23 protein-coding genes are annotated in these 16,200 nt (G+C 54.5%); all 23 read right to left on the bottom strand.

Going from position 1 to position 16,200, the window contains the following annotated elements:
* Positions 1–44: 44 nt before the first annotated feature.
* Positions 45–308 carry a hypothetical protein gene (locus LEPIL_RS18435; protein WP_002774867.1) on the bottom strand — a complete coding sequence of 88 codons (264 nt, stop codon included), beginning with the start codon at positions 306–308 and terminating at the stop codon, positions 45–47.
* The gene (locus tag LEPIL_RS18430; protein ID WP_002774866.1) at positions 295–936 is read right to left on the bottom strand and encodes a hypothetical protein; all 642 of its coding nucleotides are present in this window, start codon (positions 934–936) and stop codon (positions 295–297) included. The genes LEPIL_RS18435 and LEPIL_RS18430 overlap by 14 nt, the downstream gene beginning before the upstream one ends.
* A gap of 11 nt (positions 937–947) precedes the next feature.
* Positions 948–1,439 (bottom strand): phage virion morphogenesis protein, encoded by a 492-nt coding sequence (locus tag LEPIL_RS18425; protein WP_002774865.1) that lies wholly within the window; start codon positions 1,437–1,439, stop codon positions 948–950.
* Positions 1,440–1,441: 2 nt separating this feature from the next.
* Positions 1,442–1,843, bottom strand: a complete 402-nt coding sequence (locus LEPIL_RS18420; RefSeq protein ID WP_002774864.1) for a hypothetical protein — start codon at positions 1,841–1,843, stop codon at positions 1,442–1,444.
* A complete protein-coding gene (locus tag LEPIL_RS18415; protein WP_002774863.1) occupies positions 1,840–2,298 on the bottom strand; it encodes a hypothetical protein in 459 nt (152 codons plus the stop codon). Before LEPIL_RS18415 ends, LEPIL_RS18420 begins: the two co-directional genes overlap by 4 nt.
* Position 2,299: 1 nt before the next feature.
* On the bottom strand, positions 2,300–3,364 hold the full coding sequence (locus tag LEPIL_RS18410; RefSeq protein ID WP_002774862.1) for a phage major capsid protein: 1,065 nt from the start codon (positions 3,362–3,364) through the stop codon (positions 2,300–2,302).
* Between the two features lie 48 nt (positions 3,365–3,412).
* The gene (locus LEPIL_RS18405; RefSeq protein ID WP_002774850.1) at positions 3,413–3,787 is read right to left on the bottom strand and encodes a hypothetical protein; all 375 of its coding nucleotides are present in this window, start codon (positions 3,785–3,787) and stop codon (positions 3,413–3,415) included.
* A 3-nt stretch (positions 3,788–3,790) separates the two neighbouring features.
* On the bottom strand, positions 3,791–4,600 hold the full coding sequence (locus tag LEPIL_RS18400; RefSeq protein WP_143464708.1) for a minor capsid protein: 810 nt from the start codon (positions 4,598–4,600) through the stop codon (positions 3,791–3,793).
* Positions 4,601–4,710: 110 nt separating this feature from the next.
* Entirely contained in the window at positions 4,711–6,096 is a 1,386-nt protein-coding gene (locus LEPIL_RS18395) for a hypothetical protein (RefSeq protein WP_002774847.1), read from the bottom strand.
* A gap of 131 nt (positions 6,097–6,227) precedes the next feature.
* Complete coding sequence (locus LEPIL_RS18390; RefSeq protein ID WP_002774846.1) at positions 6,228–7,373, bottom strand: hypothetical protein; 1,146 nt, start codon at positions 7,371–7,373, stop codon at positions 6,228–6,230.
* Complete coding sequence (locus LEPIL_RS18385; RefSeq protein ID WP_002774845.1) at positions 7,370–7,783, bottom strand: hypothetical protein; 414 nt, start codon at positions 7,781–7,783, stop codon at positions 7,370–7,372. The genes LEPIL_RS18390 and LEPIL_RS18385 overlap by 4 nt, the downstream gene beginning before the upstream one ends.
* 11 nt (positions 7,784–7,794) lie before the next feature.
* A complete protein-coding gene (locus tag LEPIL_RS18380; protein ID WP_002774844.1) occupies positions 7,795–9,474 on the bottom strand; it encodes a phage terminase large subunit family protein in 1,680 nt (559 codons plus the stop codon).
* On the bottom strand, positions 9,471–10,025 hold the full coding sequence (locus LEPIL_RS22585; protein ID WP_002774843.1) for a hypothetical protein: 555 nt from the start codon (positions 10,023–10,025) through the stop codon (positions 9,471–9,473). The genes LEPIL_RS18380 and LEPIL_RS22585 overlap by 4 nt, the downstream gene beginning before the upstream one ends.
* On the bottom strand, positions 10,025–10,777 hold the full coding sequence (locus tag LEPIL_RS22580) for a peptidoglycan recognition protein family protein (protein WP_002774835.1): 753 nt from the start codon (positions 10,775–10,777) through the stop codon (positions 10,025–10,027). The genes LEPIL_RS22585 and LEPIL_RS22580 overlap by 1 nt, the downstream gene beginning before the upstream one ends.
* 8 nt (positions 10,778–10,785) lie before the next feature.
* On the bottom strand, positions 10,786–11,268 hold the full coding sequence (locus LEPIL_RS18365) for a hypothetical protein (RefSeq protein ID WP_002774833.1): 483 nt from the start codon (positions 11,266–11,268) through the stop codon (positions 10,786–10,788).
* A gap of 1 nt (position 11,269) precedes the next feature.
* Positions 11,270–11,587 (bottom strand): hypothetical protein, encoded by a 318-nt coding sequence (locus tag LEPIL_RS18360; protein ID WP_002774831.1) that lies wholly within the window; start codon positions 11,585–11,587, stop codon positions 11,270–11,272.
* Positions 11,584–11,832: a hypothetical protein gene (locus LEPIL_RS18355; protein WP_002774830.1), complete on the bottom strand. Its 249-nt coding sequence runs from the start codon at positions 11,830–11,832 to the stop codon at positions 11,584–11,586. The genes LEPIL_RS18360 and LEPIL_RS18355 overlap by 4 nt, the downstream gene beginning before the upstream one ends.
* A gap of 163 nt (positions 11,833–11,995) precedes the next feature.
* Positions 11,996–12,250 carry a DNA-binding protein gene (locus tag LEPIL_RS18350; protein WP_002774828.1) on the bottom strand — a complete coding sequence of 85 codons (255 nt, stop codon included), beginning with the start codon at positions 12,248–12,250 and terminating at the stop codon, positions 11,996–11,998.
* 45 nt (positions 12,251–12,295) lie between these two features.
* On the bottom strand, positions 12,296–13,525 hold the full coding sequence (tcmP, locus tag LEPIL_RS18345; RefSeq protein WP_002774826.1) for a three-Cys-motif partner protein TcmP: 1,230 nt from the start codon (positions 13,523–13,525) through the stop codon (positions 12,296–12,298).
* Between the two features lie 49 nt (positions 13,526–13,574).
* Positions 13,575–14,315, bottom strand: a complete 741-nt coding sequence (locus tag LEPIL_RS18340; RefSeq protein ID WP_002774824.1) for a DUF5131 family protein — start codon at positions 14,313–14,315, stop codon at positions 13,575–13,577.
* A gap of 47 nt (positions 14,316–14,362) precedes the next feature.
* On the bottom strand, positions 14,363–14,563 hold the full coding sequence (locus LEPIL_RS18335) for a hypothetical protein (protein ID WP_002774822.1): 201 nt from the start codon (positions 14,561–14,563) through the stop codon (positions 14,363–14,365).
* Positions 14,560–15,207, bottom strand: coding sequence for an ankyrin repeat domain-containing protein (locus LEPIL_RS18330; protein ID WP_157135114.1), 648 nt, complete (start codon positions 15,205–15,207; stop codon positions 14,560–14,562). The genes LEPIL_RS18335 and LEPIL_RS18330 overlap by 4 nt, the downstream gene beginning before the upstream one ends.
* Before the next feature lie 20 nt (positions 15,208–15,227).
* Positions 15,228–15,974, bottom strand: coding sequence for a helix-turn-helix domain-containing protein (locus LEPIL_RS22575; protein WP_169314833.1), 747 nt, complete (start codon positions 15,972–15,974; stop codon positions 15,228–15,230).
* Between the last annotated feature and the right edge of the window lie 226 nt (positions 15,975–16,200).

Below are 16,200 nucleotides of genomic sequence, written 5' to 3'. Positions count from 1 at the left end.
GCCTCCCATCGTTCAGGAAGTTGCAGGAGGGCTTCTTTATTTGTTCAGTCGACAGATTCGGGCACGCTCTCGGGCACGATGGCCCGCCTGCGTCGGCCCGAGGAATTCATCTCTTGAGATTCATCTGGCTCGGGCTCCGCCGCCTTAGCAGGCGCCGGCGAGAGGGAACGACCAAACGCATCTTGATATCCTTTGAGCAGCACTGCCTCGTCCAGATCGTCATCTATCGTTGCACGCAGATGGTCGACCAGGCCGGCTGTGAAGACCGGGCTCACTCCATGCTTTTTCGCAAACTCATGCACTTTCATGTTTTACCTCGGGGTTGATTTTCAGGATCGCACCATCCAGAGTTGATCTGGTTTCGAGCATCCATAAGCCATCTTCAAATGATACTTCCAGAAAGATCTTATATGCGGATAACTCTCGCATCGGATCGGTCACGATGCCGCTTGCGCCGGGCAGCACGCGAATGGGATTCTCACCGTCCGTGAACCACGGATGCTCTGCAATGAATTGCAAGCATTGATCGACGATACCCGGCCGACGATCCAGTTCTACGGGCGAGGAAAGTTCATGGCTTTCCATCGGTCGTGGATCGCTCAGTATGTCGTCTTCCGGGTTTTGAATCCAGAAGTCCATGCGATAGGCGTAGCGCGACTTGAATTGCCGCCGCAAATGCCGCTGAGTGGCCGCCCCTTGACGGGGGCCGTCGGGCTCTTTACCGTTTGCGATGCGACGGCGGCGATGCCCGTCTCGCTGATGCTGTGTCGGTAGATGATACACCACTACAAACGGATAACGACCGTTAATGAACCGATCATGTTTCGGCTCTATTTCGAGGAAGCCGGCGCGCGTTAGATCGACCGGTGCCGTTGTCTGGAAAGGGTGATCTCCACCCAGAGCAACCGAAGCAGCCAGGAGCCGCAGATAGTGCATGTGTAGAGTCCTCATGCGCCACCCCCGATCAATCGGTCCATGACCTTCTTCCAGTTCTCAATCATGATCGGTCGGGCGACGATGAGCGCCGGGCCGAGGAAGGGTCTGGCCGGCAGATTGCGCGGAGCATATCCGCGCTCTTGAGCTCGTGCATAAGCGATATTCGTACCGACGTCGTAGACGCCCGCACCCACGTCGGCTACCTCGATGGATCGCATCATCTCACCGCCGTCATGAGATGGCGATGAGGGAGTGGCATCCCTGTCAGGCCCGATCAGCATCTTATCGCCGGCACCGGCCGCACGCTTGCGAGCAGCATATTCCGGAGTCAACGCCGGCCACGGATTTATCGGGTTGTCTGCAAGGCTATTCGATGCGATGCCTTTGACAGCAGTCGCCTGTAGCACGTGCGCATTCTTGCGTGTGGCAGCATCGAGCTCCGTGGCAAGGCTCGTCGATACGCGCTGAATGGCCGGCCCGAACGTATTAGCAGAGAGTATCATCCTCACGACATACCTCCTTGCTCTACTTCAAGCACAGCAACGGATGGCTGAGCAAGATTGATCGGAGGCACGAGCAGGATGTCCCACTTCTGCACGGTGTCCTCGATCCTTTCGCCCTTCTTGCATCGACCTCTCACGAGCTTCCAGCTCTCATCGAATCCCTCTACGTTAGCCAGATCCCTCGGATCAGCCAGCACAAGATCGATGTAACGCTGAACGGAGCCACCGCTCGCAGATGCAAAGAAGCGACGCTTGCGGGTCCACAGACAGGGGAGCACGGCAACGCATTCATAACCCACAATCGCTGTGGCCTGAATGCGCCCCGTACGGCTTACAGGCTTGAGCAGCGACATCTCATGCTGGAGCGAACGCTTGAGCCCGAGATAGAATGCCGATCGATTCATAGCACACCTGCAAACGTGTCTTCGTCGCCTTTAACAAGAAGACGGGCACGGCTGCGCAGCTCAGAAGCTACAGCGCCGCGCTCATCGAGGGGCAGACGTTTGAGCGTCACCTTTATTCCCTCGCTTCCGCCGGCCTGAATATCGCCGGGCTCGACGGCCTCAGATGCCCCATGATCAAGCACAATCTCGGCGCGCAGTAGCAGGATTTCGGCCCGGCGTAAACGCGACATCTGATCGGATGGGATCTTCTCGAGTACGCCCGACTGGCTGAGATCCTTTTCTGTCCAGAGAGACAGAAGGGATGTCGTGCCAGCCGCTGCGTCAGAGAGATAAAGATCCCAATCTGACATCGCACCGGAAGCCTCATCATGGTCAGGTCGGAGCCGACCGGTGAGTCCGATCGATTCCGGCTCAAGGCCGATGAGCTGCTTGATCTGTTCGAGCGTCTGCAACATATCAGGTCTTCTTGGTTTTGTAACCGGCGCAGGCCTCGAAGGGCTTTCCGAATCCGATCATCTTCGAAATCACGGATTCATGCATCTGCTTGTTGATGAGCTTGTCCGTCTCGACGAGGTTGGCTCCGGCCTCCTCGTAGCTGATCAAGCTGCTCGACTGCTCCCATGACAGGATGGTATTGTCATCGGCCTTTGCGTGAGTGCGCCACTTGACTCCGAGGAAATCCGTAAGGTCGCCTGTTTTCAGGAAGGCCTCAAGGATGGACCGCGACTGGAACTGCGGGAAGTTCGTAGAATCCGTAAGCAGCTTCTGCATGAACGCCTTTGCGAGACAGATATGCGAATACTCATGGCCATCAGCCGCACTCATGATCGCATCGACATAGTCTGCATAGGTCCACGTTGTCGTGGTAGTCGTGCTTGTCGTGGCGGCACTGCCGGCGGACCCATCGCCATCTTTCATAACTTTGAGCGCCAGTTCCGTGATCTGGTTCTTGATATTGTACCCGATGCGCTGGAGCATGATGTTGATGATCGGAAGCTTGACGCGACGAATAGCCTCATAGGACGACTCGAATGCCACGCCGACCTTGCCGAGCTGCACGGTCTTATCCTTGAACTTGATCGTGGCGACCGGAAAGCGAGAGCCCTCGGAGACCTTGGATGCTTTCGCCTTTTCAGCACTGAAATCCAATCCGGGAATGCGGGTCACATCTGTGCCGACCAGCGTATCCGTGGCGGCGATCAGATCTTCAATGCTGACTTCTCGTTTTCCCCAGAGCATGCCAAGCGACACCTGCCGTTGCACGTATTCCGGGAACAGCACAGAGCTCGTGGACGTCTTAAAGAAATCCTGAACAAGCGACGCTCCTTGCGGAGATATATCATGCTTCGCCAGTTGGCGCTCGAATGCATCGAGCTCTGCGGCTTCCCCTTTCGGTTCATAACCCTTGTCCGATTCCAGGTGTGCCAGGTAATCGGTCATGCTCATGCCGAGCTGGCGAGCTTGTGAATACATACCGGCGTCAAGCTGAATATCCGGAAGGTCTTTTTTCATTAGTGGCATATCGTTCTCCTGGGGTAGAGCAGTTCTCACGCATTCTTTATGTATGTATCAGATCAGCATCGAGAGGGTTTTCGCCGTCGCATCGACAGCCAGCACGAGACGCGATGGTCCAGATGCGCCGATCTTCACCTTGCCGGTCCCATCACCGACGATCTGCTGCAAACCTGTCGAAGGATCCGTACCGCTGTAAGACAGGGTTACCATTCCGCGCACCGAGACCGATGCGACCTTGCGCTTTTCCTCCACCTTCACAGTGACGCCGTGAAACGGATCTCCATCGGCGCACTTCCCGATGGTCGCATTGCCTGTCATCTTCACAGGGATGCCTTCATCTGCTTCGGTGAAATCGGGATGAGAGAGCGTAACGTTATCCGGGGGGATCGATCCATGCAGATCGGTATTAAAGGTATCTTCGAAAGACATACTCTACTCCTGTGCCATTACGGCTGTTGTCCTACATCTGAAATGATACGGCGGGATAGGAATCCCGAGCATCTTCACCAGATCGTCACCCGACAGCTTTCGCAGCGGGGCAATCTTCTTCTCAAGAGCATCGTTACGGCTACCAGCCTCCCGAATCTCTTCTGCCGTGGGTTCCCAGTTCGGTTGCCTGAAGCGACCCCAGAACCCCTCGTCGTATTCCGTGCCCAGCCAATCGTCGATGAATCGGCTCGCCGTCTTAATAGAGAACGACTTGCCATTCATCACCCGACAGATGGGCGATGTTCGACGGTCCATCACAGCGACGATCTCGACGCGAGTGATGCCCGCCGACTCCATGCTCTTCACACGACCGAACGTGTACGCTCGGTTATGCAGATTGCGAAAGATGTCGCCCAGCTGGCGGCGCTTTCGCTCATCATGGAGCACTCCCGGAATGCGCTTCTCCAGATCCTTGAGAGCCTGCTTGCGATCGCCCGTCTTGAGCGACTCGATCGCAGCCTCGCGTATCTCGTCAGCGTATCCCGCAAAGGTCTTACCGATGTCGAAGTGATTCGCTTTTGCGAACCATTCGATCGCCTGCTTCGGTGCTGGCCGCTGCGACCAATCGGTCGAGGCTGGGTAATGCCCGGCCTGCCAGCCTTTCTTCATCGCATCTGCGAGATCTTTGTAAACGGCATCGGGGAACCGATTGCCCATCTCGCTGCGATACGCCTCAACAATGCGATCGACTGCATCCTCTGCATCGCCGACCTTCTTCACCTCGCGAACCAGTCGCCTGATCGCGAGGTTCATCTTCCTGAAAAACAGGGAGAGGAACTCTTCCTGCAACCGGTTGAGAGTCTCTTCTGTTTCGAGATCCTCATCCGTCAGTCTTGCATTCCGCTCCTCAAGTGCGGCGTGGTTCACCCCGCAATCGCACGTCTCCTCAAGCCGTTTTTTTTTACGTCATACAGATCGATGACCTTCCTGTCGGCGACTCGCAAGGATGCCGGCGGTTTCCGTAGCGCGGCCTTCTCATAACCCAGCTCCCTTGCCGCCTGATCGAGATCTATGATGCCGGCGGCTACAAGAGCCAGGATGGTCCGCTGCCTTATCTCCTGAGTTTCCGCAGCTGCCTTATCTGCGTTAGCATCCTGCTCCCGGTTCATGCTCGGATCTTCGCCCCATTCGGCAGAGATGCGATCGAACCGATAGCCGAGCATCCGCAGATGCATATCGACGGCTCGCTTCAGTGCTCGCTCAACCGGATACCGGATATTGGCAAGCTTCGAAATGAAAGCGGCGAAGACGACGGTCGCATACGTCTCGGTGGTGGAATAAGACCGACCGAGCAGCGCCGGATCAATGTCGGCTCCGGACGCGATCTGCTCCTCGTTCGTCTGCCAGATCTGCTCGAAGCCACGTGTGTCAGATGAGACCGTTGAGTGCTTCACATCGATGTCATCGTAAGAATAGATGATGCCCGATCTGATTCTGTCGTTCGTCGTGTCGCGCAACTGCTCAAGGTCTCGCTTCAAGCGGGCGGCATAAGTCTGATCATCTTCACCCGGCCTGGGCTTCGGGCGTTTCTTGAGAAGAGAGAGGAATCCGAAGAGCCCGAACTTGCGCATGATCTTTTCGATGTTCGAAACGCCGGCTCGCTGGATATTCACCGAACGGAGAGCAGAGATATACGGCGGAATGCCGTACGGGCTCTCTTCTTCCTGCTCAAGAGCCTCGTACGAATACTGCGCGAGATTTAGCTCATACCAGTTCCCATCGGCGCGCACCTCATACGGAGCAAAGCGATCCCGACCATCCACAACCTCACGGCGGAAGCGTATCTTCCGAACCGGCACGATACGCAGCTCTTCAATACCTGAGAGGGATACCGACGGGATGGCTTCCATCGACAGAGCGCCTGACGTGGCTACCTGTCGCAGCAGACGGTTAATCAATCCCGGATGGTTATTCAGCAGATTGCGGATCTCGATATCGGCTCGCTCCTGCATGCGCTTCGATGCACCGACCAGGCGGAAGGTCAGACCTGTATTCGCAAGATTGATAGTCCTCGATGTGGCCTGACGCAGGTCAGGCGTAACGAGCACCAGCTTCGGTATCAACTCGTAGAATTCGATCGGGAACGACGGATCGACGCCATCAAGGAAACGACGCACCTCAGCCGTATGCTCGCGGAGCGGTTTATCCCTCTCCGTGAGAGCAATCGGAGGCCCATCCGGGCGGGTGAACAGGCTCTTTATATCGTTCCAGATACCCATTTTGCTCGTTTTCCCCTGATTATGTCGCATCCATTCTGTCGACCTCGGAAATTCGCTACGTCAGACGCAAGCGAACCCGTTCCAAATCGTTCCAAACCCTTCTCGGGACCAGTTACACCCCTCGCGAATCACGATGGCGTACAGGCCCGTCTAATGGCCTCTCAGCGTGCGCCGTTTTTCGCCGACATCTTCACGGTCGATACATCGACCTGATCTGCTCGATCCACCGAGCTCGATGATCCTTCCGGCGGAGCCGGTCGCTCAGACGATGCACGTGTCAGGCCTGCTTTTCCACAGCTCGGGCAGGAGAGCGGATGACGCTCTTCAAGCTTCTGTTGAAAATCAGCATGCAGGGCCGTCGCCTGCTCGAAGCTGGCAGACTCGATGATGCCTTTCATCGTATCGTTCGCTTTCTCGCCTTCGAGAGAGAGATACACGGCCAGAGCCCTGTCGCGAACGGCGTTGAGCGCTGATGCCTGCTCCGAACGCAGTGCCTTAAACTCTTCTACGGTTCCGAGCTCCGTATAACTCTTCAAGGCGGTATCCTTCTCGGCGAGCTCTGCCTGGAGTGATGTAAGCGAGGCTTGCAGATCCTCTGCATGTTGTTCTGTGGGCATAGGTTTCTCCGTATCGTTTGATGAGATAAAGAACTGACGGTCCGGCGCTGAAAGGGCACCGGCGTAGGGATCAGCACCGGCGTAGACAAGCGATGTTTCGAGCACACGCTTGATGCTCGTGACGATGAATCGCACGACCTGACCGTCGACCTCACGGCCGAGGTTACTCCAGAACTCGCTGCCCATATCGGGATGGCTGCGGTTTGCCGTGAAGGTCAGGCCGACGCTGTTCGCTTTGATCGCCGGCGGATCGAGCTGCAAACCCTTAGCGATGCGAGGATAGTCTGTGGCATCGATCTTGAATTCCGCATCGATACCGGGAACGCCCTTCGACTGCGTGAACCTGGGCGACTGCGTCACACCGATCCAGTCGTTCACATCAGGGCGATGGTTCGTAAAGATCGTCACGCCACCGAAGAGCGGAGTCGCCGCTTCCAGCATCTTCGCGTCGGTGAAGTCCAGCCAGTAGCCATCGACAAGCACAGCTGACAGCATACGGAAGGGGCGGAACAAAAACCCGCCGTCGAGACGGAAGCCCTCGGTAGAAGCCGCATCTGCATCCTGCTCGGCTGCAAGCAACACCCCGTTCTCCATTGAGAGACGAAGGCGGCCAGTACCGTTCGCGTTCATCTCGGCCGTCTGTCCGAACCGTGCGATCCCGTTCTTCTTATCTACGATCCACTCGCTCATGCATTTGCTCCAACGATGATGCTGAACTTAACAAGACGCTCGTCGATCGCTCGTACATGCAGAGCGGATACGTTCGTCGGCCCCTCAAGAGTGAGACGGGACGCACGGCTGAATGCGCCGGTCCCATCGCCATCCAACTCGTATTCGATCGGCGCAGGCGAACCCTCTATGATACCGGCGACGGAGTCAGATTCAGCATACGTGCCGGCGATCTGCAAGAAGGTGATGTCTTCGTACTGGCTGAGATCGATAGCGGCCGCACCATCGGCGGCCCGCAGGCGCAGCGACTCTCCGTCCTTCCCTTCAACGCGGTTATACTTACGCGTATCGTTTACGATGTTCGAAACGAGCACCTTACCTGTGCCGGCTTCGACCTTATGCATTGTCATCGAAATTTGCAGTTGTTCCATCGGTTTACTCCTTATCCGAAAAGAGGCGGCGGGGCCTCGCCGGGCGTACCCTCAGCCTCGTATGCAAGGCGCAAAGAGTTGAGAGCCATACCGAAGTGGTTGGCGATCTTCTTCTTGAATTGGTACACAGGCTTCCCGTTCTCATCTTCCTTGCGCTCACGGATGAGGTTCTTGATGTGCAGCTCCAGCTCTTCGACGAGCGCCAGATCCGGTCCGGAAAGGCCGGACTTTGAAGGGAAGATGAACAGGCCATTCTTGATGGCATCCACGGTATCCTGCAACGACTCGTCACGATTGACCTGTAGTACCTGCACGCCGTCATCGTCTCCGGGCACCGCCTCGGTGCGCTCGGCGAACTTCTTCTGAAAGTACTGGATGCGAATGTTGTCTGGATAACGCATCGCCATTCTGACGGCCCAGTTCTTGTTTGGCATAGCATCGACATGACCGGTGAACACGCGAAAGGACTCGATCCAGCGATGATGCAGGCTTTCGTCCAGCACCGAGCATTTGAGCAGGCCAGTGATACGCAGACGAGCATCACGCGTAGGCTCGGCAAAGACCATGTGCACAGTATCGCCCTGGTCCGCCCCCATGTAAGTGAACGAATCTGAATGCTCTAAAATCCGATGATCGCCCCGGTTTGCATCGAGGATAGCCTGTGAGATCGGGCGTTCATCCGCCGTAGAAAACGGCACGCCAATAATGGAGATATAAAACCGCTTCAGCTTTACTGAGGTAGTGGCATTACGGAATTTTTGAAGAACCGACTCCGGTTTCATATCAGCGCGAAAGAGTTGCGAGATCTGCACTCCATCACGTTTCACCGTTGGGAAGCGAGGGACAAATTCCCCTTTCTGGTTGTTTACCCGGCGCCCACATTTTTCGCACACATATACGGTCCCGGCCGTCTTTTGCGCTCCAAAAATGCTTTCCGGGTCAGATTGGAATCGCTCGACAAGGTCCGTCCAGTGACCGCATGCGCACCGAATCAACCATGCATGCATATTGGTTGTCAGGTAATCAGCGTTGATTCCGAAATCCTCAAAGGATGGTTGTGAAGCAGCGAGTCGCACCGGCTCTGCGGCGTGCAGTAAACGGTCGTCGGCGAACTCAAGGTTCTCCACGTCGTGCTCGTCCACTTCATCGAGGTTGATGATGTCTGCGTCGAAAGTCTTCACCCCTTTCTTCGTCGAGGTGGCACGGAACGCCAGCGTGGCCTGCTGATATTTCTTGAGCTTTACGTTATCAGTTGAGTCTGTCGCATCTATGGATCGTTTGATGTACGGAGATGTGTCGATCATCTCATCGACACGGTCCTGCACGAAGAGCTTCATACTTTCGTCATCAGGAAAAAAGAAGCCGGCCTTGAGTGGCTGTCCATCCAGCATCCAGAACGTGCGACCGATCATCCAGGTGGATATGGCAAGCTGAGCGCCTTTCTGAATAACCAGATCTTTCGAACGAGCAAACTTCGCGTTCAGCGCGGCCAGATACGCATGCCCTTCCGCTGTCCAGAGACGAAACTTCTTTCCATCTCTCACTACAATCTTGGTCAGCAAGAATTCTTGCAGTGTCGTCCGGGCAAATTGCCGCTGACCGGCGTCCATAAACGCCTCGAAAAACTCTTTGTCCTGCTGTCTCGGCATACAGGCCCCCAGAACGGTTAATAAGATGATCAATGCTTTCATTCTGCTTGTGCCTCAACGGTTACTGTTCTCGTCGTCGTATCGACGATCTGGGCGACTTCTTCTCTCAGGAGATGCCAGTTTGCATCCACGGCGTTCTTGATGTCGGGTATCCTGCTCATCGCATCAAAGAGCATGTGCACCGCCTGTGCCGGCGTCCAGCGTGCGCGCTCTTCATCGTCCAACTGCATCATCACCTTGTAGTACGACGCCAGGGCGAACATCATCTGCTCGGGCGTTTTCACTTCGGTCTTGCGCAGGCTCTTCAGAAGGTTCTCATGAGCGAGATCGACAGTCGCCTTCATCTGCATCATGATGCGAGATCGAGTATCCATCACATGCGTGGCAGCACGTTGCACGGCCTTCTCGTCGACCATCTTGCGCAGCTGATCCCATGTCTGGCCTCGATCGTCCTCATCCGACGCCCAGCGGCGAATCGTATTCGCCGAGAGATTCGGGTGCTCGGGCGAGAGCACCTCAGCAATCCTCTCAGGATTCTCGCCCATCAGATACAGGCTGAGGGCACGCTCTCTTACAAGTGCAGAGTAAGCCATCAGGCTGCAGCCTCCATGATATCGTCGCGCAGGCTTTCCCATTCGGCGGGGTTGCGCGCATAGTAGAGCGGGCACTGCTTGCCGGTCACATCGTAGTGGCGCATAACCCGATCACGAGAAAGTCCGTAACGCCTCACGATATTGGCCGAGAGCTCAACAAGGGCCTGCCGTGTCTCTGGCAGAAACTTGCCTGATACATCGGGATGGCAGACCTCAACGCCGATGCATTTATCGTGCGGATAAACGCGACCACCGCGATCACGATCAAAGAACAGTCGGGCAGCGCCGGTCTGATACGACGACCCGCCTGCATGGTACGCAGCCTCGGTCTCGGGGATCATGCGAATGATCTCTGCGTTCAGACCAATGACGTACTGCGAAGAGGCCGCATACTCCAAAGGCAGATCCCGCCAACCGTTGCTATAGATCTCTCTACTGAGATGATTGATTGTGACCTGCCCGACAACACCGTCAGGCACGAGACCGCGGCTGGACTGATACGCTGTCACAGCATTGATAAAAGCAGAGTCAAAGTCGCCATCGACCTTGCCCGGATCGAAGCCCAGGAAGCGCAGAGCCTTCTCGACCGCCACACGGTTGTGTGACGGGATCGATTCGAACCACGACCGCACGCCGACCGCCGTACCGCCGGCAGCGCCTACATAGTGGATGATCAGAGCACGGACCTCAGACATCGGAATGCCGGGCCGGTTATACGGAGTCGGTGTGAGCAGTTGTTCCGTGATCTTCATGTCGTACCTCAGATGATTCCGAATTTGCGAAGGCCCAGAAAGAGGATGCCGAGAGCGAGCAGGCTTCCGGCTGAATAGACGATCCATTTAATCGTGCTGCCGAGAGCGGCGTCTTCGCGAAGATCTTCGACTTCCTCTTTGAGCTCGGCGATGGTTATTGCCGATTGCTCTGCGGCCGCATGCGTTTGCATGATGGCCTGCCGCACGGTCGTCTTCTTCTGAACGCAATCGGTCCTGGCTGTATCGGGAGACTCCGGACAGGGAATGTCATTCAGCTCATCGAGTGCCTGCTCAATCGGGGGCACCGTGACCGGAGCAGTCGAACAACCGGCGAAGAAGAGCAGTAGAGCGGCGCACGAAAGCAGGACAGGCAGAAGCACCTTAACAGCTCGGACGCGATCGCTCATCAGATAATCCCAGAAACCACGAGCTGCTTCGATGGGATGCATGATGGCATAGACAAGGGCGATGGCGTAAGTCAGGAATCTCATGTTATTTATCCTCCATGTCGTGAGGCGAAAAAGGACGAACGGGCGGTTGCGCTCCGCGGAACTTACCCTGCGTCCAGTGCTCCATTGCCCTTTTGCCCGTGTAAATCGAGCCCTGAAGCATCGTTGCAAAGGCGAGCGCTTCAAACAGTTGCAGGGCCGGACCGAACCTGCCGGAAAGATCAGCGAAGGGCCAGAAGATCGACAGGATCGTCGCTGCGCAGAGGGCGATGGCAAAAAGAAAGAATAGCGTAAACACCATCCACGTGCGTAGCGTAGTGCCACCGCGGCGGTTGCGAAATTCGCGAGGCAGAATCTTCATCGGTTCCCCCTGACGGCCGTGAGAATGCTCTTCACGTCGCCTTTGAGCTCGGCCATGTTCGTTTCGAGGTTCTGGAGCTTTGTCTCGATGATCGTTACCCGACGGTCCGTATCTCGCACCTGCGAGAAATAGAAGACTGTCATCGAGACGAGGAGGATGCCGAACTGAAGAACATCTTTCAGCTCAAGAGCAAGGAAGTGTTTGCGACCATTCGACGTAGGTTGATCCTGATCCAGTTGCGGCATCGATAGCTCCGCAAGGAGTTGAAAAAGGCGGGCCTTTCGGCCCGTGAACTGCAACTCCCTGAGTAGTTAAGTTAGTGCTTGCATACTGGCATAAAAAAAGGCAGGCCTCAATGCCTACCTTTCCGATCCTTACGGAAGATTCCGAACTGTTCCTAACTTTCCTTTAATGAGCCAAAAAAAGATCCATCTGATGCGTTTCAACGTAATGCTTGCGACGATTCACAAGGAAGCGATACACGCTTGATCGGGTAACGAGATAACGGCGACGAGACTTCGGCCACAACTCCAGATCACCGGCATGGCCGTAGTTAAGCACCGTGCGCGTGCAATCATATTGCAGTATGCGAGCGGCTTCTTGAATGGTTATCAGATCGTTCGGGGGTGTAGCTGGTTGAGCTGTCTGGCTTGTTGGCTGCATGTCACGCTCCGTTGCAGTGCAGGAAAGCGAAAGCGAGACAAAGAGTCAAGGAGGTTTCGGTCCGAATAGAAACAACTGCTTTGGGATTCGGCGAATAACATCACCGGAACGCAAATGCATAGCCCTTGTGCTCTTACCATCACGGTAGATTGCCACATCGCCTTCGTCCCGAATGCTTCTTATTACATCCTGATACATGGACGATCGAGCAGGGTTTTCCTGCATGGTATTGATTTCAACCTGCTGAAACGTTATACCGTTTCGATTTCTATCGATCTGATCAATAAGCGTTGGGAATAGCGCATCTTTTGCAGCTTCAGCATTGATGTCTTCAATGACAAAGAGTTTTTGCTGTTCAAGCTCCTCAAGGTAGTCGGGCGTAATATGGCCGAGCCCGAATTGCCCGCCTGCGAATCCATACTGTAGATTGATGTTGTTGTGAGCCCATAGAGTATCCTTTACAACCTGAGTCGCCCTTGGGCTATTTGCAAGGTGAAAGAGATAGTACTTGGTCTTGTTTCTCTCGGCCATCAGACTGAAGACGTAGAGGTAATTAGGACCGACTCGCTCTCGAATCAGTCGCTGCGATTCATGTTTCAGGTAGATCTGCTGCCCTTCGGAGTCTGATCGCCCCACAGCATATTCCGTAAAAAAGCCGTTCGCTTCGAGCACCCTTTCAAAAGCATCCCGTAGCTTTGCTTCCCGGAGAGACATGAAGCGCTGCACGAACTCGATCATGAAGGTCAGGAATATCTCGGTGCGACCCAGCTGCATGATGGATCTTAGATCAGCCATACTGAAATCCGTGTAACCGAATGGGTCGATCAAGAACACTGAATAGCCCTTGCGTTTTCGCACCGCATCAAGGCACTGTGGAAGTAGCGAGGTAAAGTCACCCTTCATGAATTCGCATCTGCCATCTCTCACTTCGTTGCCGAATCCATTCGCTTCGAGGGCATTCCTCGTCGAGTCGAGATGTTCCTGCTGATTATCCATCAGTATGACTTTGTAATCCAGCTGGTACCCGGTCTTACCTTTTCTCTCGGCTACGGAATTCAATCCTTCCTTAATGGCCTTCAAGATCCGGACCGGTGACCCATACCATATATCTGAACTGTCGGGCTGCCTGTAGAAAGAACCACCGCAGAAACCATCTACAATCGTGACAGTGGAAGAATTGCCGCGATGATTACCGCATGTCGTGAGAATCCAATCATGAAGATAGTGGCTGTAGATTTCATGCTTTTTCTTCGTATGGATTTCAAGTTTCGGCATGATTGATCCGTCAGCCGACCAATGCGCTTGATTCTTTCCCATCTGATCACTATACCTTCATCAATTTAGCCTTCGGCATACCATCATAGGTTCGTCCCTTCAACAACCGCCCCGTTTTCTTCTTCTGCACGCCGCCCCATTGTTTGAAGAAGAAAGGAACATCCTGTGCCTTGCACTGGTCACGAAGCGATACAACCCAACTCTCCTGCATCGGCCTTGCTCCGGGGCCACTTTCGCCGCCCACAATCACCCAGTGGATACCGTCCAGATCCAGCTCACCCAGATCTTCAAGCAACGGCTCAACAGAGAGAAATCGAGTCGCGCAACTGGCATCCTGGAGTCGCTTAATGCGCGGAACACCGTACTGGCGATCCTCGACACTGACTCCCCACCATATATGATCGAGATGGCCAAATTCTGCAAGAAGCGTATGGCTCAATGCCGACATTCGGGCATCTCGCTTCGTCAAAACTTGATATGTATGCCAGTTCGCTTCGGCCATGATCTGAAAGCACTTCAGGATATATTCATCGGGAATTGCTTCGTGAAAAAGATCGCTCATAGAGTTAACGAAGATCTTCTTCGGTGACTTCCATTTCAAGGGTTCAAGCAGTTTATCCGGAACGAGCTGAAGATCGAATCCGTTTTCGAATGGGTGACCCTTTACTCCACGAAAGCGCTCTGCGAAAGTCTTCGCATAGCAGTGTTTGCAGCCAGGAGAAATTTTCGTGCATCCTCGCACTGGATTCCATGTCGCATCAGTCCATTCGATTTTGCTGTTGATTGCCATACCATATTATCGTCAGAAACGGGATTTTTGCAATCGCTAATTCCTTCCTACCCCTGAAACTTGAACTTTGCGCCCTTGCGAATGCGAGCCTCTTCTTCGCTCTCTTCGACGACCGTCAGATGCAACACCTGTGACTTCGTGAATCTCTCGCCCGAGGATAACGCCAGGACGAATACACCTCTGGGATCGAGGTCACTTCGGAAAGCCGCTTCGTATACGCGGCCAGTGACCTCATCCCTGACTCTCATTCCTTCGCACCGTACCGCTTGAGGAGTGCAGTCCAGCGCGGGGACTCTGAAACAAATGCAAGAAGGCTCTGCTTATTACCACCTCGAACCTGCCGATGAATGTTCGGATTAGCTCCGGCTTTCAGTAACAACTCCCCGGCTTGAATATTGTCTGCATTCGCCGCCGCGAAGAGAGGTGTCCAACCGTTGCCATTGTCAGCGTTTGGGTCAGCACCGTTGTCAAGGCACAGCCGAATCCATCGTCCATCAAGAAAAAGACGATCGTAGATCAGCTCATCTCTCCGAAATCTGCCACCTTTCTTGAGTAAATATTGAGCCATCTCAAATGAATCGACCTGGGCCGCATCTTTTTGAGTTTTCAAAGTGGCTGCTGATCTGACAATATTGCTGAGCCATTCTGATGCCATCGACGGGGGAACCTCGGCTCCTTTCCGGATCAGCAAGGAAAAAACGTCCAGACTCATCGGACGAGCCACTGCTTTCAGACCATCACTGCAAACTTGGTTCGGATTGGCACCGAGATCAAGCGCTCGCGACACCGCAGATCTATCATGGAGGTCCAGATCGCAAAGGCTGCTCTGGGGTAACGCTTGAGCATGGTGCTGTGTTGCTGAAAGGGCTACGATAATTAAAGAGTATTTCATGACTCTGTTCATCTCACACCTCACTTTCCATTCCCATTGCCGTTCTTAGGCATAGGCTTTCCTTTCTTCACAAAGCGCTTCACTTCGGTAACGGTGCCGTTGACGATGATCTCTCGCCCCGTCACATCAATCGGATCATGCAATTCAGAATCGGGACAGAGAATGACACGATCGCCATCCTGATACCAGTACTTGACCGTTGACTCCCCGTCCACAGTCACGACGACGACGTCGCCATTCTCAGGGTGGCGCTTCCCTGTATCCACACACATAATGTCGTTATCATAAATACCAGCCCCGATCATCGAGTTTCCTCGCACACGTATCATTATGCATCCCGGTCCGACAGCGCCGGTCATCGGCACCTGAACCAGCTCATAGTAATCGTCTGCCAGATCCAGAGGGCCTGCCGGAATCCCGCCAGGATAATACCGTAATACAATCTTCGGCAAACTGTCTACAGCAATCCAGCCCTCGGGGAGATCATCAGACGGTGCAGATGTGGGTGGAATAATCTGACCTTCTACGATATCATCCAAGTGCTGCGGGCGTGTAACAGTATGGAACATTTTTCCTTCACCGGTTAGGAGCCAGTTCGTATCAACTGAAAAGGCCCTGTGCACGGATGCTATAGCCTCGGCCGACAAGGATTTCACGCGGCCGGAAAGCAAATCGCTGAGGCGACCAGTCGAAATATGCGCCCGCTTTGCAAACTCGCTCTGGCTGATCCCCAAATGGTCTATTATCGCCTTAATCCGATCTTTCAAAAAAAACCGCCAGCTCCGAATTCGGAGCATTTTTTGCTTGATTTGCTCCGAATTCGGAGCGATACTGTTGGTAGTAGTAAATCATCGTCATCGACGCAACAAAGCGGCGGCCACGCAAGCCATTTCGGCGGGCGGCGGCCTGACGGACGGGAGACCCCGGACGGACGGTAGCTGGTGCCATGAGTCCAGCAAGCGGAGCGACGCATAGTATCGCAGCGTCGATGGA

It is taken from the genome of Leptonema illini DSM 21528 (genome assembly GCF_000243335.1).
GTDB lineage: Bacteria > Spirochaetota > Leptospiria > Leptospirales > Leptonemataceae > Leptonema > Leptonema illini.
This window is presented reverse-complemented; position numbering and strand designations above follow the sequence as displayed.